27 protein-coding genes and 1 riboswitch are annotated in these 25178 nt (G+C 35.5%); of the genes, 9 read left to right on the top strand and 18 right to left on the bottom strand.

Features of this window, described 5'->3' with window-relative positions; all coding sequences use genetic code 11:
- Positions 1-2: 2 nt before the first annotated feature.
- The 4 genes from BGI23_RS06730 to BGI23_RS28325 form a co-directional block, all read right to left on the bottom strand.
- Positions 3-1760, bottom strand: coding sequence for a putative 2-aminoethylphosphonate ABC transporter permease subunit (locus BGI23_RS06730; protein ID WP_070805556.1), 1758 nt, complete (start codon positions 1758-1760; stop codon positions 3-5).
- A complete protein-coding gene (locus BGI23_RS06725; protein WP_000006186.1) occupies positions 1761-2762 on the bottom strand; it encodes a putative 2-aminoethylphosphonate ABC transporter ATP-binding protein in 1002 nt (333 codons plus the stop codon).
- Positions 2763-2782: 20 nt separating this feature from the next.
- The gene (locus BGI23_RS06720; protein WP_000750888.1) at positions 2783-3859 is read right to left on the bottom strand and encodes a putative 2-aminoethylphosphonate ABC transporter substrate-binding protein; all 1077 of its coding nucleotides are present in this window, start codon (positions 3857-3859) and stop codon (positions 2783-2785) included.
- 228 nt (positions 3860-4087) lie between these two features.
- Positions 4088-4240 (bottom strand): hypothetical protein, encoded by a 153-nt coding sequence (locus BGI23_RS28325; RefSeq protein WP_000240799.1) that lies wholly within the window; start codon positions 4238-4240, stop codon positions 4088-4090.
- Between the two features lie 148 nt (positions 4241-4388).
- Here BGI23_RS28325 and BGI23_RS06710 point away from each other — a divergent pair, with 148 nt between their 5' ends.
- Entirely contained in the window at positions 4389-4724 is a 336-nt protein-coding gene (locus BGI23_RS06710; RefSeq protein ID WP_000725962.1) for a DUF3905 domain-containing protein, read from the top strand.
- A gap of 38 nt (positions 4725-4762) precedes the next feature.
- On the opposite strand, the gene BGI23_RS06705 is transcribed toward BGI23_RS06710, so the two are convergent.
- From BGI23_RS06705 to phaR, 5 genes are all read right to left on the bottom strand, one after another.
- Entirely contained in the window at positions 4763-6112 is a 1350-nt protein-coding gene (locus tag BGI23_RS06705) for a TrkH family potassium uptake protein (protein ID WP_001204696.1), read from the bottom strand.
- A 23-nt stretch (positions 6113-6135) separates the two neighbouring features.
- Positions 6136-7329, bottom strand: a complete 1194-nt coding sequence (locus BGI23_RS06700; protein WP_070805555.1) for an NAD(P)/FAD-dependent oxidoreductase — start codon at positions 7327-7329, stop codon at positions 6136-6138.
- Positions 7330-7423: 94 nt separating this feature from the next.
- Entirely contained in the window at positions 7424-8509 is a 1086-nt protein-coding gene (gene phaC, locus BGI23_RS06695; RefSeq protein ID WP_000206335.1) for a class III poly(R)-hydroxyalkanoic acid synthase subunit PhaC, read from the bottom strand.
- A gap of 82 nt (positions 8510-8591) precedes the next feature.
- Positions 8592-9335: an acetoacetyl-CoA reductase gene (locus tag BGI23_RS06690; protein ID WP_000250412.1), complete on the bottom strand. Its 744-nt coding sequence runs from the start codon at positions 9333-9335 to the stop codon at positions 8592-8594.
- A gap of 151 nt (positions 9336-9486) precedes the next feature.
- Positions 9487-9969, bottom strand: coding sequence for a polyhydroxyalkanoic acid synthase subunit PhaR (gene phaR / locus BGI23_RS06685; protein WP_070805554.1), 483 nt, complete (start codon positions 9967-9969; stop codon positions 9487-9489).
- A gap of 198 nt (positions 9970-10167) precedes the next feature.
- Here phaR and phaQ point away from each other — a divergent pair, with 198 nt between their 5' ends.
- From phaQ to BGI23_RS06650, 7 genes are all read left to right on the top strand, one after another.
- Positions 10168-10620: a poly-beta-hydroxybutyrate-responsive repressor gene (phaQ, locus tag BGI23_RS06680; protein ID WP_000903020.1), complete on the top strand. Its 453-nt coding sequence runs from the start codon at positions 10168-10170 to the stop codon at positions 10618-10620.
- A 42-nt stretch (positions 10621-10662) separates the two neighbouring features.
- Positions 10663-11187: a polyhydroxyalkanoic acid inclusion protein PhaP gene (gene phaP / locus BGI23_RS06675; protein WP_000448589.1), complete on the top strand. Its 525-nt coding sequence runs from the start codon at positions 10663-10665 to the stop codon at positions 11185-11187.
- Positions 11188-11288: 101 nt separating this feature from the next.
- A complete protein-coding gene (locus BGI23_RS06670) occupies positions 11289-11732 on the top strand; it encodes a MaoC family dehydratase (RefSeq protein ID WP_001067916.1) in 444 nt (147 codons plus the stop codon).
- A 148-nt stretch (positions 11733-11880) separates the two neighbouring features.
- Positions 11881-12066 carry an alpha/beta-type small acid-soluble spore protein gene (locus BGI23_RS06665; RefSeq protein WP_001140707.1) on the top strand — a complete coding sequence of 62 codons (186 nt, stop codon included), beginning with the start codon at positions 11881-11883 and terminating at the stop codon, positions 12064-12066.
- 114 nt (positions 12067-12180) lie between these two features.
- The gene (locus tag BGI23_RS06660) at positions 12181-13500 is read left to right on the top strand and encodes a TrkH family potassium uptake protein (RefSeq protein WP_000822319.1); all 1320 of its coding nucleotides are present in this window, start codon (positions 12181-12183) and stop codon (positions 13498-13500) included.
- Between the two features lie 38 nt (positions 13501-13538).
- Positions 13539-13704, top strand: a riboswitch (yybP-ykoY riboswitch).
- A gap of 90 nt (positions 13705-13794) precedes the next feature.
- Complete coding sequence (locus BGI23_RS06655; RefSeq protein ID WP_000383322.1) at positions 13795-14589, top strand: TerC family protein; 795 nt, start codon at positions 13795-13797, stop codon at positions 14587-14589.
- A gap of 203 nt (positions 14590-14792) precedes the next feature.
- Positions 14793-15644 carry a formate/nitrite transporter family protein gene (locus BGI23_RS06650; RefSeq protein WP_070805553.1) on the top strand — a complete coding sequence of 284 codons (852 nt, stop codon included), beginning with the start codon at positions 14793-14795 and terminating at the stop codon, positions 15642-15644.
- Between the two features lie 27 nt (positions 15645-15671).
- Here BGI23_RS06650 and BGI23_RS06645 read toward each other — a convergent pair whose 3' ends face one another.
- The 9 genes from BGI23_RS06645 to BGI23_RS06605 form a co-directional block, all read right to left on the bottom strand.
- On the bottom strand, positions 15672-15983 hold the full coding sequence (locus BGI23_RS06645; RefSeq protein WP_070805552.1) for a cyclic-phosphate processing receiver domain-containing protein: 312 nt from the start codon (positions 15981-15983) through the stop codon (positions 15672-15674).
- A 14-nt stretch (positions 15984-15997) separates the two neighbouring features.
- Positions 15998-16720, bottom strand: coding sequence for a prepilin peptidase (locus BGI23_RS06640; protein WP_070805551.1), 723 nt, complete (start codon positions 16718-16720; stop codon positions 15998-16000).
- A gap of 112 nt (positions 16721-16832) precedes the next feature.
- On the bottom strand, positions 16833-17543 hold the full coding sequence (locus BGI23_RS06635) for a LutC/YkgG family protein (RefSeq protein ID WP_000147208.1): 711 nt from the start codon (positions 17541-17543) through the stop codon (positions 16833-16835).
- Positions 17543-18964 (bottom strand): LutB/LldF family L-lactate oxidation iron-sulfur protein, encoded by a 1422-nt coding sequence (locus BGI23_RS06630; protein ID WP_000061914.1) that lies wholly within the window; start codon positions 18962-18964, stop codon positions 17543-17545. The genes BGI23_RS06635 and BGI23_RS06630 overlap by 1 nt, the downstream gene beginning before the upstream one ends.
- Positions 18965-18980: 16 nt before the next feature.
- The gene (locus BGI23_RS06625; RefSeq protein WP_000869149.1) at positions 18981-19700 is read right to left on the bottom strand and encodes a (Fe-S)-binding protein; all 720 of its coding nucleotides are present in this window, start codon (positions 19698-19700) and stop codon (positions 18981-18983) included.
- 168 nt (positions 19701-19868) lie between these two features.
- Positions 19869-20558, bottom strand: coding sequence for a FadR/GntR family transcriptional regulator (locus tag BGI23_RS06620; protein ID WP_255254326.1), 690 nt, complete (start codon positions 20556-20558; stop codon positions 19869-19871).
- Positions 20559-20784: 226 nt separating this feature from the next.
- Positions 20785-22185, bottom strand: a complete 1401-nt coding sequence (locus BGI23_RS06615; protein ID WP_070805550.1) for a sensor histidine kinase — start codon at positions 22183-22185, stop codon at positions 20785-20787.
- 3 nt (positions 22186-22188) lie between these two features.
- Positions 22189-22860, bottom strand: coding sequence for a response regulator transcription factor (locus BGI23_RS06610; RefSeq protein WP_001046403.1), 672 nt, complete (start codon positions 22858-22860; stop codon positions 22189-22191).
- Positions 22853-23827 (bottom strand): YncE family protein, encoded by a 975-nt coding sequence (locus BGI23_RS06605; RefSeq protein WP_070805549.1) that lies wholly within the window; start codon positions 23825-23827, stop codon positions 22853-22855. The genes BGI23_RS06610 and BGI23_RS06605 overlap by 8 nt, the downstream gene beginning before the upstream one ends.
- Before the next feature lie 136 nt (positions 23828-23963).
- Here BGI23_RS06605 and BGI23_RS06600 point away from each other — a divergent pair, with 136 nt between their 5' ends.
- On the top strand, positions 23964-25079 hold the full coding sequence (locus BGI23_RS06600) for a CdaR family transcriptional regulator (RefSeq protein ID WP_070805548.1): 1116 nt from the start codon (positions 23964-23966) through the stop codon (positions 25077-25079).
- Positions 25080-25178 lie beyond the last annotated feature (99 nt).

The raw sequence follows: 25178 nt of genomic DNA, 5'->3' as shown, positions 1-25178 counted from the left end.
ACTTATCTTTTTTGCCATTGTGAAGTTCGGTTACGAAGTGCTTTCGTTCCCCATTCATATACAACTCTCACTACAATATTTGTAACAACAATAAGTACACTCATTGCAGCTGCTGGCGCTACATTTCCTGCATCATCCATATTTACGATTGATACGGCAGCTAGTTTAAAATCAGCTGCGTATAAGAATACAACCGCTGACACAGTTACCATCGAATTGACGAAATAGTACATCACCATTTCTAAAATTGCTGGTAAACACATCGGTACTGTTACTCTAAAGAATGTTTTATAAAACGGAATGCCCATCGACTGCGAAACAAGCTCAAACTCTCGGTCTAATTTCTTTAAAGCAGTCGTTGCGGTAACGAATGTTACCGAATAAAAATGAATGATGTTTACTAGTACTAGCACAGCAATTGTTCCGTATAAAGAATGAAACGGATTCGTTACTGAAAGTCCAAGTATTTGAATCGTTGGTTGACTAAAGAAAAAGACGTATCCCAATCCAAGTACTAAACCTGGGATTGCTAAAGGGACAATCGAGAAAAAGTAGCCTGTTTTTCGGAAAAACTTTAGCTGATCTATTTTCTCAATCGCATATGCGAACATAAATGTTAAAATTGCCCCAATAACTGCTGTAACTGCTGAGACAATCACACTATTTTTAAATGCTTCAAGTCCATCTCCTGTTAAACTCGAAAAATTAAAATGCTCAAATGTAAAACTCATATTATATGGCCATACTTTCACACTTGCAGCAATACCAACCGCCACAAATAAAAGAATAATCATAAATGTAATCACACTACAATATATGAATGAGACTACATCTCTTTTCTTATTAGCCGTTATTCTATATGGCACTGCTTTGGAAGATAAGAAATTCGCCTGCTTTCTTTGCGTAATGCGATCAACTGCAAATGCAAATATAGCTGGAATTAATAAAATCATTCCGACAGTTGCACCCATCGGCATATTTTGTTGTCCAATTACTTGTTTGTATACATCAGTAGCAAGTACATTATATTGCCCACCAACAATTTTTGGTGCGCCAAAATCAGTAAAACTAAGTGTAAACACAACAAACATCGCACTAATTAATCCATACTTTACACTAGGTAAAGTAACAGTGAGAAATTGCTTTGTTTTACTCGCTCCCAACATATTAGAAGCTTCGTATAAACGATAATCAGAACCTTGGAAAGCAATTAATAATATAAGAAATGCTTGCGGAAATGTATACATGACTTCAGCCATTACAATTCCTACTGGTCCATATAAAGGGGTTTGTATACCTTCAAATAAACCAAACATCCCTTTCGTTACTAATCCTTGATTACCAAATAAATATGTAAGTGCGATACCATGCATCATCGTTGGTGCGAATAATGGTAACAACGCGACATATTGAAATACACGCTTTCCAAATACATTCGTACGAGCGATCGCATAGGCGTAAGCGAAAGCAAGTGTCACTGCAATAATTGTTGTCGCGCCCGAAATCCATATCGTATTTTGTAATGATTGAACTAATGTTGGGGTTGTGAAATATTTACTGAAATTCGCAACACCAATGAAAGCTCCATCTTTATCATAAAAAGCTTGTGTAAACAATTGTAATAGTGGTAATACAAGCATAATCAAAAAAGCAAGAATCATACCAATAATTAATAGTCTTTGTATCCATTCTTCTTTACCGATACGTCTCTTAATCTTTTTTTTCGTACTTTCTACCTTTAAATTTTCTAACATCTCCATCTATACAACAACCTTCTTTCCATATGACAACATATGATTTTCTGAGAAAGAGATTTGAATCGGCTTTCCTTTCCTAATAGCTGTTTTTTCTACTTCTGATGCCAATATATCTACAACGATTTTCTCATTATATAGATGCGTTTTCTCATCTATAACGCGCACTTCTGTCCGGTATACAGATCCGCGAAACTCCATGCTTTCTACAATTGTTTTCATACCATTATTTTGTACGACTGTTACATGTTCCGGACGAATTGCATGTTCTTCGTTATTTTTCGAAAAGAAATTAATAGAACCAATAAAATCTGCCACAAACGGATTGGCTGGTCTTTGGTAAATCTCCTCTGGTGTGCCAATCTGCATAATTTCCGCATGATTCATTACAACAATTTTATCAGCCATCGTTAATGCCTCTTCTTGATCATGCGTGACCATAATAGTTGTCACTCCTACTTTTTCTTGCAAATCACGCATTTCTCTACGTAACTTTTCACGTACTTTTGCATCTAAAGCAGATAACGGCTCATCGAGTAACAAAATATCCGGAGACAGAGCGAGTGCACGTGCAAGTGCTACTCGCTGCTGTTGTCCACCAGACATTTGAGCAGGATATTTATCTTTTACATTCAGTAAATCAACTAGTTCTAACGCCGATAGCGCCTTCTCTTTTACTTCTGCTTTTCCATACTTTTTTGTCTTTAAGCCGTATTCAATGTTTTCAAGTGCTGTTAAATTCGGAAATAACGCATAGGATTGAAACACCATTCCGAAATTCCTCTTTCCAGGAGGTAATGCTGTAATATCTTTTCCATTCACAGCTATACTACCTGTTGTCGCCTCTTCTAGCCCTGCTAAAATTCGAAGCAATGTTGTTTTCCCACAACCACTTGGGCCTAATAAACATACAAACTCATTTTTTTTCACAGTAAAAGAAATATCTTTTAACGCTGTAAATGCATCAAACTGTTTTTGAATGTGTTGAATTGATAAATATTCGCTCATTTTTTCTCTCTCCCACTCACTTACTTTTTCGGTTCTGCTTTTTGGCCAAACTCTTTTTCCCATTTTTCTAAAATTTTGTCTCGATTTTCTGCTGCCCACTTAAAGTCGTTCTTTTTGTATAACTTTTCCGTCACATCTTTAGGGAATCCGTCTGGAAGTTTATAATCATTTTTAATTGTCGCAAATCCATTTTTCTCGAAGTATAACTTCATTACATCATCAGTAATTGCCCAATCTAAAAATGCTTGCGCTAATTTTTCATTTTTTTCATTATCTTTTTTAATAAGTGCGTTCGCTTCTACTTCCCAACCTAATCCTTCTTTTGGCAATACAACTTCAACTGGTGCACCTTTTTGTTTCTCTTTCAAAGCACTATAAACCATCGATACACCAACTGGATATTCACCCGCACCCGCTAATTTCGCTGGTTTTGAACCTGAATGAGTATAAGTTGCCATATTATCATGAAGTTTCTTCATGTAATCCCAGCCTTTATCTTCACCCATAATTTGTAACCATGCAGAAACTGTTAAAAATCCTGTTCCAGAAGATGCTGGATGTGGCATAACAAGCGTTCCTTTATACTCTGGTTTCGTTAAGTCTTCGTATGATTCTGGCATCGGTAAATTTTTCTTCTTTAATTCTTCTTTATTTATAGCAATCCCCGTCATAAATGCAGTATTTCCTACCCATTTTTCTGGTTGTTTATCATCTTTAAATTGCGGTAAAACGCGATCCGCTCCTTTTGGAGAGTATCCTTTTAACATATCTTTTTTATCTAAAGCTAATAAACTTGAAGCTGCAGTTCCCCATACAACATCTGCTTGTGTATTTTTCCCTTCAGCTAGCAATTTTGCTGTAATAACTCCAGTTGAATCACGAACAATATTCAGCTTCACATCTGGATATTTCTTTTTAAAAGAATCAAGATAAATTGGTACAAGTTCTTCTTCAATTGCTGTGTAAACAGTTAATGATCCAGATAATTTATCATCTTTTACTTTTGCCCCAGCACTTTCTTCTTTCTTTGCACCACACCCCATTAATAACGAAAATACCATTCCAGTTGCTACAGCTTTAAAGATTGTTTTTTTCACTGTCTCTCTCTCCTTTTACAAATCTTATGTACAACTCAAATATAAACAACTAGTGTAAAAGCAGTATTAAACCAACATTAATCTTTTGTTTGTTGTTTGTTTTTGTGTAATACGTTGCTACTTCTATGTTTTTTCGCATTTTTCTGCTAATAATGAACACTAAATTTACAAATAATTAAAAAAACCTTTATAATCCCACAAAAAAATGAGGCGTTTGTAAAAAACGCCTCACTTTTGTTTACCTTTTTTTGAATTACGATTTGCATACTTCGCGCTATTTTCTCCTTCATACTCTAATGCAAATTCTGCATCTGGTAAGCTTTCTTTCGGAGTTTTATTATTGTTGATTGCCGCATTTTGTTTCACTTTTCTTTTTACCAATACATTCACCTGCTCTCAAAAATTCACTTTCTACTCTAGTTTGAAGCAAGCTAAAATAATTATTACTGGCAAGTGTTAACAAGTACATAAGAACTGCTAGATGGAAATACTACATATGAAGAAATCATAATAAAAAGGAGCTCTTATTTTGAAGAAGAAAGATAAAATCCAGTCACCCATTTTAGATGAAACGCTCCCGCATCAAATGAATTTCCCATCTTTTAAAGGAACAGGAAAGAAGATGCAACAACCTTTCATAAATCAATATGACGTCGTAATCGGAGACAGTAAATATGATTCCGAGAACAGTCCACTTCACAATTGGAGTGATGATGTAGATCCTGCCATTATGGCTGGAGAAGAATGGATCCATCCTACAAATGATATTGGGTGGATTTCAGAAGAAAATCAAGAGTTACTAAAAAAAGAAGGAGATAATAAGAAGGATACTTTTATGCATCCGCAATTTGGCATTAATGACTAAAAAACCATTCTACCTAACATAGGTAGAATGGTTTCATACTATCCAATAATAATTCTCTCTTTCGGATATTTATAGCGAGGTGGCTGTTCTCTTCCGCCACTAGCTAGTATAAATGTTAAAATACCGACACGCCCGATAAACATAAGTACAATGAGTACAAGTTTACCAACAGTTGTTAAATCTGGCGTAATACCTGTCGATAGTCCTGTCGTCCCGAAAGCAGAACAGACTTCAACAATTAAACTCATAAGCGGTACATTTTCCGTAATAGATAAAATAAATAGTGCTGTGGCACATAATAAAATCCCCATTGTCATAACGACAGATGCTTTCAGCACGTCCTCTTCATGTAGCTGACGTTTGAAGACTCTAACCGTTCTCCCGCCTCTTGCAAAAGTGTATAGTGACAATATACTAACAGCAAATGTTGTTGTACGTATCCCACCCCCAACCGAACTTGGAGATGCTCCTATAAACATTAATATACTCATAAATAAAAGCGTCGGTTGTGACAATTCAAGTATATCCATTGTAGCAAGTCCCCCGCTTCGCGTCGTCACAGATTGGAATAGTGTATAGAAAACTGTTTCATGCCATGACTTTCCTGCTAAAAAATGATTTCGTTCTAGTAAAAAAATCATAATCGTTCCAACGACCACGAGTGCAAAAAATGTTGTTGTCGTCAATTTTGTAAATAGCGAAAAACGAAATAGTTGCTGTCTCCTTTTACTAAGGAATTGTTTCACTTCCATTAATACAGGGAAGCCGATTGCTCCTAAAATAATAAGTAACATATGAATCATTTGAACAATGTAATCTTTTTTATACGGAATTAGCGATTGTCCTGTTAAATCAAATCCGCCGTTCGTAGTTGCACTAACAGCTGCAAAAAAACCGTGAAAATAAGCTTCTTGCCAAGTTGGAAAGTAAAGTAAGAATCTTGTACCTAATAATATTGCTCCAATAAGCTCTATTGAAATAATTACAATTAAAATAGAACGCATCAATTCTACAAGACCTGATAAATTCCCTTGATTATGGTCTGCCATAATGAGTCTTCTTCTCTGCAAACCAATCTTTTTTCCTGTTATAATCCAAACGAATGTACCTAACGCCATAATTCCTAAGCCGCCCAATTGTAAAATAAGGGCTAAAATAATAATTCCTGCCGTAGTAAATGTATCTGAAATCGTAACAACAGACAGTCCCGTAACACTTACCGCACTAACAGATGTAAAGAGGGCATCGATAAATGTCCATTTCACATCAGCCTTTGTAACAAACGGTAAACTAAGTAATATTACCGATACAACTACTGCTAATAAATAAAACAAAACAATGAGTTGTACAGGACGCAATTTTTGTAAAAACTTTTTTATATCTCTCATTCCATCACTTCGCTACCTTTTTTCTATCGATTAAATAAAGAAAAATCTTCACTTTCTTTATTTGTAAATAACTGCTCAAATATTTTAGCAAATACCATTCCATACACAGTTCCATTACCTCCATATGGCAATGCATAAAATAAATTATGTATCTTATTATCTTCTTTTAAAATAGGGAGACCATCATGACTACCGCCAAATGCTGCCGCCCAATAATACTCCGCCTGTATATCTTTATACTGCGGGAACATCTCTTTTATAATGTTAATAAGGACATCACGCTTATGCAATAATTTCGTATCACCGATTGTTTGAATTGTCATTGCTTCATCCAATCCACCTGCAATAATACGATTTTCATACTTCCTAAAATATAAGTAAGGCCTTGCTGTTTCCCAAATTAATGATTGCTCATGCCAGTCTTCAAATGAATCCACCTTATTTGTCACAACTGCATATGATGTTTCCACTGTTGTATTTTTTTCTTTCTTTCCGAAAAGTGCTTCATAACCCGTCGCCATAATAATATTCTTTGCTACAATTTGATTTCCTGTTTTCGTATAACAAATTAAATCATTTTGACGTTTTTTTATATGTATGGCCTCTGTATGTTCATATATAGTAGCACCCATTTGATTTGCTTTATGCAAAAGGCTATGCGCTAATAAATACGGATTTACCTCAGCATCACCGTGTGTATATAATGCCGCTTGTCTTGTAAAAGGATACCGTTCCTTAATATCAGATGCTGTAAAATACTCAACTGGAAACCCATAATTCTGTAACGTTTTGTATTCCTCTTGTAAAAATGAGACATCTTCACTTTTACTTGCATAATATAAACTGTTTCGCGGAATAAACTGGGGATCGATATCGAGAGTCGGTACAACTTTTTCCATTGTTCGTAACGCTTCGTAACAAAGCTTATATGCTCGCACCCCTTTTTCTTCCCCAAATGTATGGATAAGTGAGGTTAACGATTTATCATGAAGAAATTGTAATAACCCTGTATTAGCAGCTGTGCTGCCACATGAAATCATATTTTTTTCAATAAGTGTAACGCGCATTCCCATTTTCGCTAACGAATACGCTATTTGAGCACCCGCTTCGCCACTTCCAACTACAAGCACATCACATATCATATCATTTTCTAACGATGGATAACAAGGCATAGAAGCTCCTGTATCCCAAAACAACTTACCAATCATAAGCTTCATAATTATACTCCTAAAATATAAATTTCTCCTTTCTATATTTTGTTATTTTACATAAAAAAATCCAACTAACATATGCTAGTTGGATTTTTTATTTTTACTTAGAGCGCTCGTCAAGCCAGTCTCCAATCGTCGGATACGTTTGTTTTACCGCTGTTCCACCGTAAACAATCGACATATGTCCCGTTGGTAAACATACATATTGTTTATCTGTGCTAGAAATATGATCTAGCAACGCTTCTACTTGGCACGGTAGGGCGATATGATCACGTTTCCCTGAAATATTTAAGACATTCGCCTTAATATTTGCAAGGTCTACCTTTTGTCCGCGAATAACGAGTTCACCCTTAACCAATTTATTGTTTTGATAAAAATCACGAATCCACTGTCTGTATGATTCACCTGGGAACGGAATACCATCGCCAACCCACTTTTGAACTAACCTCCAGCTTTCAACGAAGCGCTCATTCTCTGAACGATCTACTAAAGCAACATATGGACCAACAAAGTTCGTAATTGGTTTTAACATTTTGTTTCCGAAATCAATCATTTCTGGCGGAATATTTCCAAATGTATCAACCGCTTTATCTAAATTGAAGTATTTCTCATCTAATAAAGGACCATATAATCCTGTTTCAGAGAAATCAAAAGGACTTGTCATAAAGATTAGGTTACGAATTGGCATGTGCGGATGAAGTGCCGCATAAATAGAAGTTAGCGTTCCCCCCATGCAATAACCAAGTAAAGAAATCTCGTCCGATTTTGCAGTTCGCATTACTTTTTTCACTGCTTTTGCAATATAATCAAACACAAAATCATCAAATTTCAAATGACTATCTTCTAAACCAAATGTGCCCCAATCAAGCATATACACATCAAAACCACGGTCCACTAAATATTCCACTAAACTATTTCCAGGAGTTAAATCCATAATATATGGTTTATTAATAAGAGCATATATTAATAGAATTGGAACTCTTTGTGTTTTTTCTTGTTTTGGAATGTAGCGATAAAGCTTCGTCTTATTCTTCGTCCAAATAACCTCTTTCGGCGTTAATCCTACTTGTGGCTCTGGTTCACGTAATAAAATTTCACTCGCCCTTTTCACACGGCGGTACGCTTTTCGGTATTCTTCTGGGTATAGCTCTAATTGCTTTTCCCATTCTGTTGCGAATGTAGTCATTTTTCTATCTCCTTTTTGGTCAATTTCCTTCTAAAAAAAGAAGTGCATTCCTGCTATGGATATGCACTTTTTTCTTACTTCATTACATATATAATCCGCCGTTAATGTTTAATTGCTGACCTGTGATATAAGCACCGTCACGGCATAGATATACTACACCTTTTGCAATTTCATCAGCTTGACCAAAACGTTTTTTCGGGATTTTCGCAACGATTTTTTGGCGTACTTCTTCTGGTACTTCTGCTACCATTTCAGTATCAATAAATCCTGGGCAAATAGCGTTTACAGTTACATTTGTTTTTGCAAGCTCTAATGCTAATGATTTTGTAAATCCTAGCATACCTGCTTTTGCTGCTGAGTAGTTTGTTTGTCCAAATCCACCGGCTTGACCAATAATAGAAGAAATGCTAATAATTCTACCTTCTTCTGCTTCCGTTATGTATGGAAGTACCGCGCTTGTCGTATTAAACACACTGCTTAAGTTCACGTCAATTACGCGTTCCCAATCTTCACGATTTAACTTTTTGAATGTACGATCTCTTGTAATACCAGCATTATTAACAAGAATATCAACTTTACCAAAATGATTCACTGCTTCTTCTACAAGTCGGTTTGCGTCTTCTACTTTAGAAACATCTGCTTGAACTGCATAAACGTCATGTCCTTCTTTTCCTAGTTCATTTACTAAGTTTTCAGCTGCTTCTTTACTGCTGTTATAGTTAATAACAACTTTTGCGCCCTCTTGTGCTAACGCTACTGTGATCGCTTTTCCAATCCCTTTTGCCCCACCTGTTACGATTGCTACTTTTCCATTTAATTGAACCATTTCTTTTCCCCCTTAAATGAATTTGTGAACGACTATTATGAATCATTTTGGTACTCATACTATGGAGTCCCTATATAATTATGTTTCGCTGTTTATACATAGAAAAGAGATTCTCCCTTTCTCTTTCATATGTTATAAACAAGCGCTATTATCACTTTTTATTTTCTGGCTTATTCGTAGGTTTTACTTCTTCTTTTACAGGTTCTTGTAGTTTTGCTAGTACTGCATTTTGCTTTTCTAGCAATTGTAAAATTTGATCAACTTTCGTTTCTAATGTGCGAATATCTTGTTTTACTTTCGTAACATCGCGCTTTAATGTAGGAGCTTGTCCTACTGACTCTACCTTATCTTCTAGAAACTCCTCAATGTTATCCACTTTATTTTCTAAGTTAATAACAAGCGTAGCCACTCTAGCGATATCCTCTTTCGTAGGCACATTCACCTGCTCTAAATAATTTTTTGTCGTATCATTTAATGCTTTTTGATAAAACAAATTCAAATCTAGAACGCTGCCCATCCAAGCAGAATATTCTTCTGTTTTAATTGTTTCATTGAGCGCTTTTCCCCAAAATGTTTCGGTTTGTTCATAAGCATTTTTCCATGCTTGTAGTGGATCGAATTTTTGATCAATCACTTTACCTACACTCCCTTTTTTGTTTTTGAAACAATTCAACCTATTCATTATTTTCTAATATTCTGAATAAAACTTCAAGTCTATATTTTATTTTTTTCTATTTTCTAACAAATGTATTGACTTTAAAAACAGATAGGTGTAAATTGCACTTATAAGCAAAAAATTCCATCTAACTGATTCATGAGGTGATGCACAATCATGCTACATAATGAACCAGAACAACGCGAAAGTTTGGAGAACAACCAAGCAAAACAACCAAACTCCATGCCAAAAAACTTCTTAGTTCCCTTCTTACTTCTCTGTCTTAAAGACTGGAGTCTTCATGGTTACAAACTTATTCAAATGCTAATGGATATCGGCTTTTCTTCTGTTGACCAAGGTAATGTGTACAGAACACTACGCAAATTAGAAAAAGAAAACCTTATTTCTTCTACTTGGGATACAAGCGACGGAGGGCCAGCAAAAAGAATTTATTCTTTAACTGAATATGGAGAGCAATATTTAACAACATGTGCGACTTCTTTTGAGCATTATCAAAATATGTTGCGGACGTTTTTCACGTTATACACCAATGCATTCTTTCCATTTTCTACTTCTCCAGAAAAGGATGAAAAAGATTCTTCATCTTCACCTGGTGATACAGCAGAGTAATCTGCGTTCACAATATGTAAAAAAACATTTGGGGGTCAAACAATGGAAACTAAACCATACGAATTAGTCGATGCATTTTGGAAAAACTGGTCTCAATCACTTTCCCTTTTCTCTTCAGCTGGGAAACAATTAGAGCAACTTACTTTAGAAACATTAAAACAACAACAAGATGCTTTGCATAAATTAACATCAGGAGTAGATGAACTAGAAAAAGAACTGCAACAATTTACTACTCAATTCAATAATCAGTATACAGATTACGTGAAGCAATTAACTGGAAACTCCTTAAATGATCAAATTAATGAGTGGCAAGACAAATGGAAAGAGCTTTCTGCTCATATGCAACAGCTAACTGTTTCTCCTACAAAAACATCTTTGTCTATCCTTACTCAAACAAGCGGTCAATTTGAAGAAACAACGAAGCAATTTATTGAACAACAACAATTACAACGTGAAGAGGCTCAAAAACAGTTAGAAGGTTTTTTGGAAGATTTCAAGACAAAACAGTTGGAACTCGCAAAAAAGTTCGAGGAAAACTCAAAAAATCTATTTACTTCCATCAAGTAAGAAAAATGTGGGAGCTAACTGCAGCACAAACAAAACTCTTTCTTCCTCCTACTACATCAAGATGGCTAGCATTTTTCGATATGGAAAAGAAGGAGGACAAAATGAATCCATTTCAAGAAGCACAAACCGTCCCGGAGCTTCGTTATGATGAGATTCAAGTTGGTGATCAAGCATCACTTACAAAAACGATTACGGATGAGGACGTTATCAATTTTGCAAAATTGACTGGAGATGTGAATCCTATTCATATTTTAGATTCTTTTGCAAAAACGACAATGTTTAAAGAACGTATTGCTCATGGTATGCTCGTTTCAAGTTTTATTTCTACCATCCTTGGAACGAAACTCCCGGGTAAAAATACGATTTATTTATCTCAAAACGTTTCATTCCGCGCTCCTGTCAAAATTGGCGATACACTTCGCGTTGTGGCAGAGGTCATCAAAAAACGTGACGATAAAAAAATCATTACGTTGCAAACAAATATATATAATCAATCGGATGATATTGTCGTGGAAGGTACAGCGACAATACTAAAAAAAGAGTAGCAAAAATTGCTACTCTTTTTTCTATCCAATAACTTCTAATCACACCGATTACTTCCGCGTATGAGCACGCCGGTTCCACATAAAATAACGGTACCAGTTCAGATACATACTTAGCTGAACTGGATTACTCATAAGGATGTGTATCATCATGGCAAAAACAAACAAATTACTAGTTCCAGGTGCTGAACAAGCACTTGATCAATTTAAATATGAAATTGCACAAGAATTCGGCGTAAGCTTAGGGTCTAATACTGCATCACGTTCTAACGGATCAGTTGGCGGTGAAGTAACAAAACGTCTTGTTTCTTTAGCTCAACAACAATTACGTGGATAACAATATAACATATGGCTTAGAGGCAGATATTCTCTGCCTCTTTCTATTTTTAACATACATAATGGTGCTTTTTCACATACTAGTAAAAGCAAACAGAAAGGAACGATATGTAACATGAAACGGATTAACATTCACATGAGTCCTCCCCGTGTTCTTACTTTGTCTTTTATTATGTTATCAATTATCGGTACATGCTTATTAAAATTGCCAATTGCTACAACGACGTCTATTTCATGGCTCGATGCTTTATTTACAACCGTTTCTGCTTGTACGGTTACAGGGCTTGGTGTTGTGGACACTGGGAAAGTATTTACCTTATTTGGCCAATGTGTCATTTTAATACTTATACAAGTGGGCGGACTTGGCATTATGAGCTTTGCCGTTTTAATTGCGATTATGCTTGGCAGAAAAATTGGCCTTCAAAACCGAATTTTACTGCAACAAGCATTAAATCAAACGAATATAGGCGGTGTCATTCGTCTTGCCAAAGCATTATTTTTATTCTCTTTTACAGTCGAATGTATCGCTGCTTTCATTCTTTCTTTTGAGTGGGTACCGAAATATGGGATTGCTAAAGGGATCTATTATAGCTTTTTTCATTCCATCTCTGCTTTTAACAATGCAGGTTTTTCTGTTTGGAGCGATAATTTAATGTCCCACTCTCACAGCATTCTTGTCAATCTCGTCATTTCCTCCCTCATTATTTTAGGTGGGATTGGTTTTACAGTAATCGTAGATATAAAAAGAAAGAAAAATTTTAAAAACCTTACATTACACTCAAAACTTATGCTCTCTTCTACTCTAATCATCAATATTATTGCGACTGTTTTTATTTTTATATTCGAGTTTCACAATTCTCTTTCTATGAGAGGCTTTACCCCATTTGAAGAAGGCATGGCTGCTTATTTCCAAGCTATTTCAACGCGTACTGCCGGATTTAATACAGTTGATATTTCCGCATTATCAAAGCCTTCCCTTTTATTAATGATGCTTCTAATGTTTATCGGAGCCGGTAGTGCTTCAACTGGCGGTGGGATTAAATTAACAACCTTTTTAATCATGTTTTTTGGGGTATTTAAATTTTTACAAGAACAAGATGATATTGTCGTGTTTAAAAAGTCCATTAAAGATACTCTCATTGTCAAATCATTAACCATCGCTATTATTTCTATTTCATTTATTTTTTTTGCTATTTTAATTTTAAGCATTACTGAGCGAGTTCCTCTATTGATGAGTGCTTTCGAAGTATTTTCAGCATTTGGGACTGTCGGTCTCAGTATGAATTTCACACCACACTTAACGATGATTGGAAAAGCTATTATTATCTTTATGATGTTTTTTGGGAAGATGGGGCCTTTAACATTAGCTTTTTCATTTGCACGTAAAAAGAACCGGAAAATAAAATATCCGAATGAAGACATTTTAACAGGTTGACAACCGTATAAATTATCCATATAATGAGAGTACAATAGCATATCTCCAAAGGGGAGTAGCGTCCAAGAATATTTCTTGGAAACAAAGTCGTCATTACGTAGAACTTAGTTCTTCCGGCTTTGTTGGCATTTTCATTACATATGTCTAGCAAGACCTTTGCCTATTAACGGCAGAGGTCTTTTTTGCATTCATTACCAAATTCTTCTAAAGTTAATAGGCAGGAGTATGGGGAAACTAAATAGTGGGGAAATTCTTCACTTATTTAGTACTTATAGAAATGAGAGGAGAATGTACATGGATGTATCATTATTATTGGAGTATGGTTGGGTATTACTCATCCTAATTGCACTAGAGGGGATTTTAGCGGCTGACAACGCTCTTGTTCTTGCAATTATGGTAAAACATTTACCAGAAGAAAAAAGAAAGAAAGCACTATTTTATGGATTAGCAGGGGCATTTGTTTTCCGTTTCGGATCGTTATTTATGATTTCGTTCCTAGTCGACGTATGGCAAGTGCAAGCAATCGGTGCCATTTACCTTATGTTTATCGCTGGTAATCACTTATTTAAAACGTATGTTAAAAAGAATACAGATGAAGAAACAGAAGAAAAAGAAGCAAAGAAAAAACAAGAGAACTTTTGGTGGACTGTATTTAAAGTTGAAGTTGCAGATATCGCCTTCGCAGTTGATTCTATTTTAGCTGCTGTTGCATTAGCAATGACTTTACCAAAAACAGGATTAGGTACAATTGGTAGTCTTGATACTGGACAATTCGTTGTTATCTTTGTAGGTGGACTTATCGGATTAATCATTATGCGATTTGCGGCAACTGCTTTCGTACAAATTTTAAAACGTAAACCAGGACTTGAAACTGCGGCATTCTTAATTGTAGGTTGGGTTGGTGTGAAACTAGCAGTTTATACGTTAGCACACCCTGCATTAAATGTAATTCCGCACTCATTCCCAGAATCTACACCATGGAAGCTTACATTCTGGATTGTATTAGTTGGAATCGCAGCTGGTGGTTGGTTCTTCTCAAAAGAAGTAGAAACAAAAGTAGAAAAGAATTTAGACGAAAAAGCGCTGTAATTACAGTGCTTTTTCTTTTTGCCCTTCCCCCTCTCAATGTCCAGAAAAAATTCTATTATACTATCTTTTGTAAACGCTTTCCTTATATATGTATGTCCTTTTTGTGAAACATTGCACAAACTTATTGAAACTATAAAAGAATCCATGTACTTTATTCATATAAGGAGTATTTATAGATGATGTACTAAAGGAGCGTATTACTCATGCTAGAACAAGGATTAGATTATGTTGTCAAACTGGCTAAGAGCAAAAAACAAATGTTAGATACAAACCCGATGCAATATTTCATTCGTGCCGCACTTGCGGGTATTTATATCGGTTTTATTATTGTACTATGTTTTAAATTAGGTAACTTTTTTCACATTGCAGATTCACCAGCAACTTATTTAGCTGCTTCTATGTTTTTCGGAATTGCCCTCATACTTATTATATATGGTGGTGCTGAATTGTTTACTGGAAACACAATGTACTTCACTGTAGCAACTTTAAGAAAAGAAACAACAATTGCTGATACACTTCGTAACTGGTTTGCTTGTTATGCAGGCAATTTAGCTGGTGCTTTATTCTTTGCCTTACTATTTTACGCAACTGGCATTTTTGAAGCAATTGATCACGGTCATTTCATGAATAAAGTAGTAGAAGGAAAAATGAATACACCTACAATGCAACTATTCTTTAAAGCAATTTTATGTAACTGGCTTGTATGTCTTGCTTGTTTCTTACCTTCTCAAGTTAAAGGTGATACAGCAAAAATTATGATGATGATGATGCTCGTTTTCACATTCTTCTTATCTGGTTACGAGCATAGCATCGCAAACTTATCACTGTTTGCTTTATCTTTAGTTTCACCGCATCCTGAGACAATTTCTTTTGCAGGTGCTATTCATAACTTAATTCCAGTTACAATCGGTAACATTATTGGTGGGTCTGTATTTGTCGGTATGGTATACCATTACCTAACAAAGAAAGTACCTGACGTGAAACAAGAAGAAACTGAATTAGGAGCAGCTCAACAAGAAGAAATCATTCCGTTGCAAGCGCATATGAAACATTAAAAACTCCAAAGTTTTACTTTGGAGTTTTTAGCTCCCCACATATTTAACAACAAGATTAGGATTAATCTCTCCTTCTTCCTTTCCCTTATTCATTCTCTGTTTCATCTTATGCATACCGATGACATCATTCGTATGAAAGTGTATTTCATTTACATATAAACCCTCTTTACAAAAAGCTTCGACAAAATCTAATCCACTTTTTTCTCCCCATCCCATATTGAAATCAAGGGAAAGAACATTCACCTCATAATCTCGTACCATTTGCAAAGCACATTCTACTGTAGTTGCGAGCACGTAACCGTACGGACAACTTCTTTGATCATTCATATATACATTCATTTTCTATCCCCTCTCTATTTTGCATACGTGACCAACATGTAACATATTGCCCCAAGACTAATAAAAGGACCAAACGGTATTTGAGTCCTCATTTTCATACGTTTTAATACGAGACCAGCTCCAAAGAAACAAAGACTAAAGCAAGATGCTAAAAATAAAACGATAAAAATCCCTTTCAGTCCCACTATAAATCCAAGTAACGAAAGTAATTTTATATCCCCTCCCCCAAGCCCTTCTGGACATATCTTTTGCATGCAGTATAACAAAATGAATATAACGCAGCTACCAACTATACTATCTATCCAAGTGACTAACGGTATAAAAGCACATTCTAAAATGAGTAAACAAGCAAACCAAGCTAAAATACGATTTGGAATTAACATATATATGTAATCTGTAACTGAAATAATAAGAAGTAACGAAAAAAGTGATAAAACGATAATAAGCTCTCGTTCCACCCCAATCATATATACAGTAAGAAGACATATCATTCCAGTTACAAGTTCAAATACTACGTACAAAATTGAAATTTTCCTCTTACAATTCGTACAACGCCCTCTTTGCATACAAAAAGAAATGATTGGAATCAATTCTTTTGGCTTTAGCACATACTTACAATAATGACAATATGAACGCGGGGTTATGATAGACTCCCCTAGCGGAACTCTCATCGCAATTACCATAAAAAAAGAACCAAACACCATCCCCGCTAACAATGCATATACATAAGTGAACATCCCTTCCTCTCCTTTCCAGAAGAACATAGCAAAAAAAGGAGAGAACTTCTACTTCATATTATCTCTATTCTATTAAAAAAGCAGGCCATTTTCTGGCCTGCTTTCCCCTATTTTATACGATAAAATATACTGCTTTTAATGGTCCATGTACTCCGACAACAAGATTCATTTCTATATCTGCCGAGTTACTAGGTCCTGTAATAAAGTTAATACAAGATGCCACTGTCTCGCCATTTTCTACACGCTTGTTCATATCCTCAACTGCTTGTGTAATACGAGGTACAAGTGTTTCACGTGGAATAATAGCAAGGTATACAGTCGGTAAAAAGTGTAAAGAACGGCCTTGGCCTTTATGACTTTGTACAACGATCGTACCAGATTCGGCTAAAGTATAATCACTAAATGCAATTCCAATATTCGCTCTTTCCGCAATACGCATATTCTCTTCTTTTTTCTCAGGATCCCATACGTTCACTTCAACATTTTGCTTTGGAAGTTCTTCTTTAAATAAAGAAGTCAACCCATAAGAATCAAAACGTTCATCTGCCGATAACATAATAGGTCCCCCGCCGTTTTCAACGATTACTTTTTGAATATCTTCACGTAAACGGTCATTTGTCGTTTCCACAACAGTTGTATGAATGTTTGTACATTGATTTTTAAATACTTCTAACAATTCTTCTTGTGAATAATTTTTTAACGTTTCTTTATTCACATTGTTTTTCCATACTGGACGTTTTACACCATCCGTTTTACGCGCGCGTCCAAGTTCTTTTGCAATATTTTCTAGAAAGGACTCACGGTTTTGAATTAATCCTGTCATTATTTGTCCCCGCCTTTCTTATGATCTTTATACCAATCACGGAATCGTTCTTTACTTGGAGCCGGGAATTCACGAATATCTGTCCAGTTTTTAAGTGGCCCAACACCTTTTGATACACGGTTACCAGATGTAAATGGACTCATTGCTGCTGGCGCCATCTTTGATCCCATTTTATATAAAGCTGCTGAAGATGCACCCATACTAAACATTTTCATTGCTAATTTTTCTGCAAGTGGAGCACGACCTTCTTGCTCAACGATAACTTGACGATGTTTTAATAATAAATCATGCAATGGAATTTTTACTGGACAAGCTTCTGTACACGCTCCGCATAAACTAGAAGCATAAGGAAGCTCTTTATAATCATCATATCCACCTAAAAGTGGTGTTAATACCGCCCCAATTGGTCCTGAGTATATAGAGCCGTATGAATGTCCACCAACATGTCGATATACAGGGCATACGTTCACACAAGCAGCACAACGAATACATTGCAACACTTGACGGAATTCAGATCCAAGAATTTGAGAACGACCATTATCAACCACAACTAAGTGGAATTCTTCTGGGCCATCTACTTCCTCTTCTTGAATTGGTCCCGCTACCGTTACATAACTTGTTAACTTTTGACCTACTGCACTACGACATAGTAAACCAACTAAAACATCTAATTCTTCCATTGTCGGAACCATACGTTCCATACCCATAACCGCAATTTGTGTTTTTGGAATCGACATAACAAGGTCGGCATTACCTTCATTTGTTACTAAACAAAGAGAGCCAGTATTTGCAACAGCGAAGTTACAACCTGTCACACCAATTTCAGCATCCATAAATTTTTCACGAAGTTGTTTACGAACAAACTTTGTCATTTCGTATGGATCATCAGAATTTTCATAGCCAAGCTTTTCTTTAAATACGTCACGAATTTGCGTTCTATTTTTATGAAGAGCCGGCGCAATAATATGTGAAGGTGGATCGTTATCTACTTGCAGAATATACTCTCCTAGATCACTTTCTAACACTTCACAACCGATTTCTTCAAGCGCATGGTTCATACTAATTTCTTCTGTTACCATTGACTTTGATTTTACTACCTTTTTTGCCTGCTTCTTTTTTGCAACGTCTTGAATATACTTTGCTGCTTCCTCTTTCGTTTTCGCAAAGTACACATGTCCGCCTCTTTTGGATACATTTTCACTTAACTGCATTAAGTAATAATCAAGATTTTCTAACGTATGTTGACGAATTTCTTCACCGAGTTCACGCCATTCTTCCCAGTTTCCTAATTCATCTGCTGCTTTTAAACGATTCGTATATAAGCGTGTTTGTGCAGAAGATACTGCTCCGCGCATAAACGAATCTTGAATTCCATCGCCAACGCGATCATTAAATTTTTTCTCACTGATTTTCATAGACATAGCTTATGTTCCCCCTTCATGAGCGACTATTCAGTACCTCAGCAATATGCATTACTTTTATTTCTTTTCCTAAACGCTCAATACGTCCGCCAATGTTTAACAAACACCCACAATCTGCACCGATTAAATAATCAGCGCCTGTTTCCATTGCACTATCTACCTTTTCATCTACCATTTGCTCAGAAATTGGAGTCATCTTCACTGAAAACGTTCCCCCAAACCCGCAACAATTTTGCACATTTGGTAACTCTCTCACAGTTAACCCTTTTACATTTGATAATAAAATTCCTGGTGCCTCTGTTACTCCAAGCATACGTGTCATATGACATGATTTATGAATAGTAGCAATCCCTGGTAAACTTGCACCAACATCAGTAACCTTTAAAACGTCTACAATAAATTGTGTAAATTCATATGTTTTATCAGCAACTTTTTGTGCACGTTTAGCCCACTTCGGATCATCTTTAAAAACATGCGGATACTCATGAAACATTGTCGCACAAGAACCAGATGGCGTAACGATATATTCTGCATCTTCAAAAGTTTCAATCATATGTTTCATCGCTTCTTTTGCAGCTTCTACATGGCCGCTATTATAAGCAGGCTGACCGCAACAAACTTGTGCTTCTGGAAATTCAATTTCACAACCTAAACGCTCCAACACCTCAACTGTTGCTTTGCCGACATTTGTTTCAAACATATCGACTAAACAAGTAACAAATAAAGTAACTTTCATAATTATTACTCCCCCTTTTTACAACTCCACCAACAAACATATGGTCATCAGATGACTAAGGAGAGAAGAAATAGGCTCAACCATGGCCTATCCTCTCCCTCTTCTAAAGAAAACGCTTACTTAATCTCTCTCTATTTTATCAGAAAATTAGATTTTTAAAAGATTAAATTAAGAATTTATATCGTTGCTACCTGTGACAATATGTTCTACATTTGTTAAATGATCTAGCATTGCTTGCTGCGCTAATTCTACATCTTGCTTTAACACTGCATCATATATAACTTGATGCTCTTCTATAAGTCGTTCTGATGTTGTTTGTTCACCATATAAAATAATGCGTCTTGATTCACCAATCGTTTCAGCAATCATCTCTGAAACATGATTCATAAGTTCAAGCAAAATGTTGTTATGCGAAGACTCTGCAATTCCCATATGGAACTGAAAATCTGCTTTTTCACCAGCTTTTTCATCTCCAACGCTCTTTGCCATTTCATCTAACCAATGCTTCATATTTTGTAAATTATCTTCCGTACGTTTTGCCGCAGCTGCTCGAACTGCCCCCACTTCAAGCACCTTTCGTACTTCTAATAAATTCAAAATATCTTCTTTCTTCATCAATAATCTATTGTTTAATGATTTTGTTAATGAAGAAGAATCGAAGTTCTTCACATATGTACCTTCTCCTTGTTTCATCTCAATTAAGCCCATTGCTCTTAGCGCACTTAGCGCTTCACGAACAGCAGATCTACCAACTTGAAACTGCTCAGCTAATTGATGTACAGGAAGTAGTTTGTCACCAGGTTTTAACGTACCATTTTTAATCATTGTTAAAATAGCTTCAGATACTTCTTCGTAAATCTTTTTCGGTTTAATAGATTTGTACTCCAGTTAAATCACCTCAGTATCTTCCAAACAACAATTGAAACGATTTATAAGAACTTTGCATCATAACTATTTTAGAACGAATTGGTAAGAAGTACAAATGTTTTGTTCATAAAATCGTCAAAATTCCGATATTTATTACATATTAATTTATATCTTACGTATAATTATTGTCTTCCATATAAAGAGCATGCCCTAAAAATTAGAACATGCTCTCCTCATCCTGTACTTTCAATTTAATACTAACCGTCGTACCGTTCCCTTTTTCACTTTCAATTCGCCACTGTCCGTCATGTATATGAACAATTTGTCTTACAATTGCCAGGCCTAAACCTGTTCCACCATGTTGACGACTTCTCGCTTTATCAACTCGGTAAAAACGCTCGCCAAGGTTTTCCAAATGCTCTGTATCAATACCGATCCCCGTATCTTTTATGTTCAATTCACAGTAATCATCTATCTGTCTGAGCGTTACCATAATATCCCCGTTTTGATTTGTATACCGTATCGCATTATCTAACACGTTATGAAGCACTTGTTGCATACGATCCTCATCAATCATTACAATGATTTCTGGATTTAAATTTGTTGAAATACGAATTTTCTTTTCTATAAACTTAATCTCATACGTATCTAACACATCTTCAATTAGTTGTGAAAAAACGATAGGTTGTTTCTTTAACGGAAAATGTTCACCTTCTAATTGTGCTAAATCTAATAAATCATGAACGAGACGCTGCATACGATCTGCTTCTTTATGAATAAGCTGTGTTACTTTTTCCTGTTGTGGTCCCTTCGCTACACCGTCTAAAATAGCCTCGCTATATCCTTTTATATAACTAAGCGGTGTTCTTAGTTCATGCGAAACGTTGGCTAAAAACTCCTTACGCTTTACGTCTTCTGTCTCCAAAGAATTTGCCATTTTATTAAATGCTTTTCCTAATCGCCCAATTTCATCTTCAGAAGAAATTGTAATTCGTTCCGAAAAATCCCCCGTAGCCAAATGATTGACAACTCGTTCCATTTGCGAAAGTGGTTTCGTAATAGCAATAATAATTTTTCTACCAATCCATATTGTCAGTAAAGTTATAGCAAGTGCTAACGGTGCTAAAATAAGACCCATATCATATATTAAGTCTTTTATACTTTTTAAAGGAATATAAGAATATACAATACCAACTAATTTTTTATTTTCTAAAACAGGGATGACAACCCCCATAATATTACGGTCAAAATGTTCCTCGTATCCTATCTTTGTCACAGTTTTTCCATCTAATAATGCTTGCCTGTCCCCTTCACTTATAAGAGAATGATGGTGCACATCAAATGGTAAACATGCACTTAAATCACGTGGGTTCGATACGAAAAGAACGTCTGAACTAGATATTTGATCAAATGCTCTTACTTTCTCTTCAAAAATTGATATTCCTTCGCGCTTATCATATTGCGCAGAAAGACGCTTTCCTTCCATTACTAATGAATCTTTTAAATTATCAACGTATAGCTTTTCATACGAGTATAAAGATACAAAATAAAGAAAGGAAACTGTTACAAATACTGCACATACTACTGTCAGCCAAAGCTTCTGTACCATCGTAAACATACGTTACACCTCAAATTTATAGCCTACACCCCAAACAGTTTGAATGTAGTTTCCACTTTCTCCAAGCTTTAAACGCATCGTTTTCACGTGCGTATCTACGGTTCTTGTACTTCCGGCATAATCATATCCCCATACCTTTTCCAGCAATTGTTCTCGGCTAAATACTTGTCCCGTATGTTGGCAAAGAAAATAGAGTAAATCAAACTCTTTTACTGTAAGAGAAATTGGCTCACCATCCACCTCAATTTTCCTACTTTTTTCATTAATAAGGATCGGCCCAAACTGAAATTCCTCTTGTTGCTCTTGCTTTGTATAGCGCCTTAATACAGCTTCCATACGAGCAATTAATTCACCAGGACTAAATGGCTTTACAATATAATCATCTGCTCCCATACGTAAGCCGTTCACCCTATTCCACTCTTCACCTTTTGCTGTTAAAAATATTATTGGTACATCTGACGTTTTTCTAATTTCTTTACAAACTGAAAGTCCATCCATCTCTGGCATCATAATATCTAGTACAACGAAATCATAATGATTTGTCTCTAATTTTTTTAAAGCTTCTTTTCCATTTTCAGCTTCTCCCCACTCGTATCCGAAATTATCTAAGTACATTCCAACAAGTTGCCTCATATCACTTTCATCATCTACAACTAATACCCTATATTTATTCATTGTCCTCCCCTTCCCTCTCTATGAGTTGAAACGGCCCTTTTCCGACTTTAATTGTTTGTTTTATTTTCAAGTTCTTCATATCCATGACGCAAACTTCATCACTATCATAACTTGCTACGTACCCTTCTGCTCCGCTCTTCAAAAATGCAAATGGGTTCGATCCTACTTCTACAGAATCTACCTCTTTATACGTGCTAACATCAAACTTTCTAAGCGTATTTGAACCGTGACTTAATGCATATACGTACTTATTATCCTTCGTTATATTCACAGGCATAAAAGGAGCGTGTAAAGAACGTACCATTTCTCCGCTCTGCAAAGAATACACTAATACTTTCTCATTGACTTGATTTCCATCACCATGTCCACCAATCCATATTTCTTTCCCATCCGGACTAATTGTCGCTCCCGTTGACGCTGGGGGAATCATAAAGGATTGTATTACTTCTTTTTTCTTTGTATCAATTGTCGTTAGCTTCGTATCATAAAAGTTTAATACAGATAACTGGTTATGGTACTCTACCATCGTTATTGGCCCTTTTCCAGTTGACACACTTCCTGTCTCTTTACCTTTTATCGTAAAGAACCTTATCTTTTGGGCATTTTGATCGGCAGCAAATAATTGCTTTTTATCTTCTGATACGACTACATTTACAATGCCTTTTCCTGTTTTATATTTTTCCACTTGCCTTCCTTCTGCTAGTGAATATACATACATGTACTCTAACTGCTTACCATATACAAGTATGTCCTCACCATTTGGAAGTAGTGCAATCCCTGCCATTGGTTCGTTAAGTTCCCATGTCGTAATTAACTTTTTAGTATGTTTATCAATAAAACTAAGGCTACCTTCTTTTATATTCGTTGTTATAATAACACTTTTATCTTTAGCAATCGATGTATAGGAACTTCCTTGACACCCTACTAATAGAAATAAAAAACAGAGAAGAAAAACATACTTTCTCAAAAGATCCCCTCCATCTTCGGATGATTTCGTTATAATTGTAAAATAACAAATAAATGTGTGGAAAGTGTGAAATTTCCCTTTCTTACTTCATTTACATATATAATGTACAACAAATAGAATTTGAGGTGTGCCAATTATGCTTTTTCCTGATTTAGCGAATAAAATTGTACGAGAAGTACGCAGGCTAATTAAAGAAAATATTATTATCATTAATATACAAGGCGTTATTATCGCAAGTACAGATATAGAAAGAATCGGCCAATTTCATGAAGGCGCACTCCACTGCGCAAAACAAAAGAAAACTGTCATTATTACAAAAGAGGATGAACGACGTTTGCAAGGCGTAAAGGCAGGTATGAATCTCCCTTTACTATTCCATGACGAAGTAATTGGTGTCATTGGAATTACAGGCGAACCTGAAAATATTTCACAATACGGAGAAATATTACGTAAAATGACCGAACTACTCATCCATGAAAACTACTTTTTAGAACAACTAGAACTTGAACACCGTTCTTATGAGGCATTTGTCTTTGATTGGCTTCAAAATACAGACTGGTCTCCAAGCTTTCTCGATCGTGCCAAAACACTTGGTATTGATTTATATAAGAAAAAACAACTTATTTTGTTCTCTATCGATCGAAATGACACGATGCTTCAGCGTAAGATTTGGCAACATGTACGCAATCTATTAACAAAGGAGCATTTATTTATTCGCTGGGGAAATGATCGATTCATTTTATTTACAGCCACGAACTCCAAAGAGCAAACATATCAATTTTTAAAACGATTAAAACAAGACTGTGAAACTTTGTTTTCTATTCCTTTATATATCGGGATTGGCCAATCCGTTACGCCAAGCAATATGAACTTATCATACGAACAAGCATTACAAGCTCTTTCCGTATCACTTGAAACGAAAAACATTGTATTTAATGAAGATTTACGTTTAGAAATGTGCTTACAAGATATTTCTGCGGAAACGCGGGAACAATTTCTAAAGCGCACCATCGAAAACTTACTATCATCGCCTGAACTTATGCACACTTTACGTTTATTTATTGATTATAACCAATCCTATAAACAAACAGCGGAGCAATTACATATACACATTAACACATTGCATTACAGACTTAAAAAAATTGAGGAGTATACAGGACTTGATCCGAAACAATTCAAAGACTTAAATATTTTATATTTCTCGCTCCTCTTATTAGATAATCACACAAAAAAGAATGATAAAATAGATTAATCTTTAGATGATTATACATAGAAAGAATCCCCCGACTTTTTTATCATTATAATGAAAGCACTGTGACAACGTTTTTTATTATGACTAATTACGTTAACA

Source organism: Bacillus sp. ABP14 (genome assembly GCF_001831375.1).
GTDB lineage: Bacteria > Bacillota > Bacilli > Bacillales > Bacillaceae_G > Bacillus_A > Bacillus_A paranthracis.
Note: the sequence above shows the minus strand (reverse complement) of the source record. Positions and strands in the feature narration are given on the sequence as shown.

Excerpts from the sequence above, each read along its gene's own strand:
- BGI23_RS06690 (WP_000250412.1), bottom strand. The coding sequence starts at position 9,335 with ATGGTTCAATTAAATGGAAAAGTAGCAATCGTAACAGGTGGGGCAAAA.
- phaP (WP_000448589.1), top strand. The coding sequence starts at position 10,663 with ATGGAAACTAAACCATACGAATTAGTCGATGCATTTTGGAAAAACTGG.
- BGI23_RS06730 (WP_070805556.1), bottom strand. The coding sequence starts at position 1,760 with ATGGAGATGTTAGAAAATTTAAAGGTAGAAAGTACGAAAAAAAAGATT.
- BGI23_RS06615 (WP_070805550.1), bottom strand. The coding sequence starts at position 22,185 with ATGTTTACGATGGTACAGAAGCTTTGGCTGACAGTAGTATGTGCAGTA.
- BGI23_RS06725 (WP_000006186.1), bottom strand. The coding sequence starts at position 2,762 with ATGAGCGAATATTTATCAATTCAACACATTCAAAAACAGTTTGATGCA.
- BGI23_RS06610 (WP_001046403.1), bottom strand. The coding sequence starts at position 22,860 with ATGAATAAATATAGGGTATTAGTTGTAGATGATGAAAGTGATATGAGG.
- BGI23_RS06640 (WP_070805551.1), bottom strand. The coding sequence starts at position 16,720 with ATGTTCACTTATGTATATGCATTGTTAGCGGGGATGGTGTTTGGTTCT.
- BGI23_RS06600 (WP_070805548.1), top strand. The coding sequence starts at position 23,964 with ATGCTTTTTCCTGATTTAGCGAATAAAATTGTACGAGAAGTACGCAGG.
- BGI23_RS06655 (WP_000383322.1), top strand. The coding sequence starts at position 13,795 with ATGGATGTATCATTATTATTGGAGTATGGTTGGGTATTACTCATCCTA.
- BGI23_RS06705 (WP_001204696.1), bottom strand. The coding sequence starts at position 6,112 with ATGAGAGATATAAAAAAGTTTTTACAAAAATTGCGTCCTGTACAACTC.
- BGI23_RS06650 (WP_070805553.1), top strand. The coding sequence starts at position 14,793 with ATGCTAGAACAAGGATTAGATTATGTTGTCAAACTGGCTAAGAGCAAA.
- BGI23_RS06630 (WP_000061914.1), bottom strand. The coding sequence starts at position 18,964 with ATGTCTATGAAAATCAGTGAGAAAAAATTTAATGATCGCGTTGGCGAT.
- phaQ (WP_000903020.1), top strand. The coding sequence starts at position 10,168 with ATGCTACATAATGAACCAGAACAACGCGAAAGTTTGGAGAACAACCAA.
- BGI23_RS06660 (WP_000822319.1), top strand. The coding sequence starts at position 12,181 with ATGAAACGGATTAACATTCACATGAGTCCTCCCCGTGTTCTTACTTTG.
- BGI23_RS06645 (WP_070805552.1), bottom strand. The coding sequence starts at position 15,983 with ATGAATGTATATATGAATGATCAAAGAAGTTGTCCGTACGGTTACGTG.
- BGI23_RS06665 (WP_001140707.1), top strand. The coding sequence starts at position 11,881 with ATGGCAAAAACAAACAAATTACTAGTTCCAGGTGCTGAACAAGCACTT.
- BGI23_RS06635 (WP_000147208.1), bottom strand. The coding sequence starts at position 17,543 with ATGACAGGATTAATTCAAAACCGTGAGTCCTTTCTAGAAAATATTGCA.
- BGI23_RS06625 (WP_000869149.1), bottom strand. The coding sequence starts at position 19,700 with ATGAAAGTTACTTTATTTGTTACTTGTTTAGTCGATATGTTTGAAACA.
- BGI23_RS06670 (WP_001067916.1), top strand. The coding sequence starts at position 11,289 with ATGAATCCATTTCAAGAAGCACAAACCGTCCCGGAGCTTCGTTATGAT.
- BGI23_RS06700 (WP_070805555.1), bottom strand. The coding sequence starts at position 7,329 with ATGAAGCTTATGATTGGTAAGTTGTTTTGGGATACAGGAGCTTCTATG.
- phaC (WP_000206335.1), bottom strand. The coding sequence starts at position 8,509 with ATGACTACATTCGCAACAGAATGGGAAAAGCAATTAGAGCTATACCCA.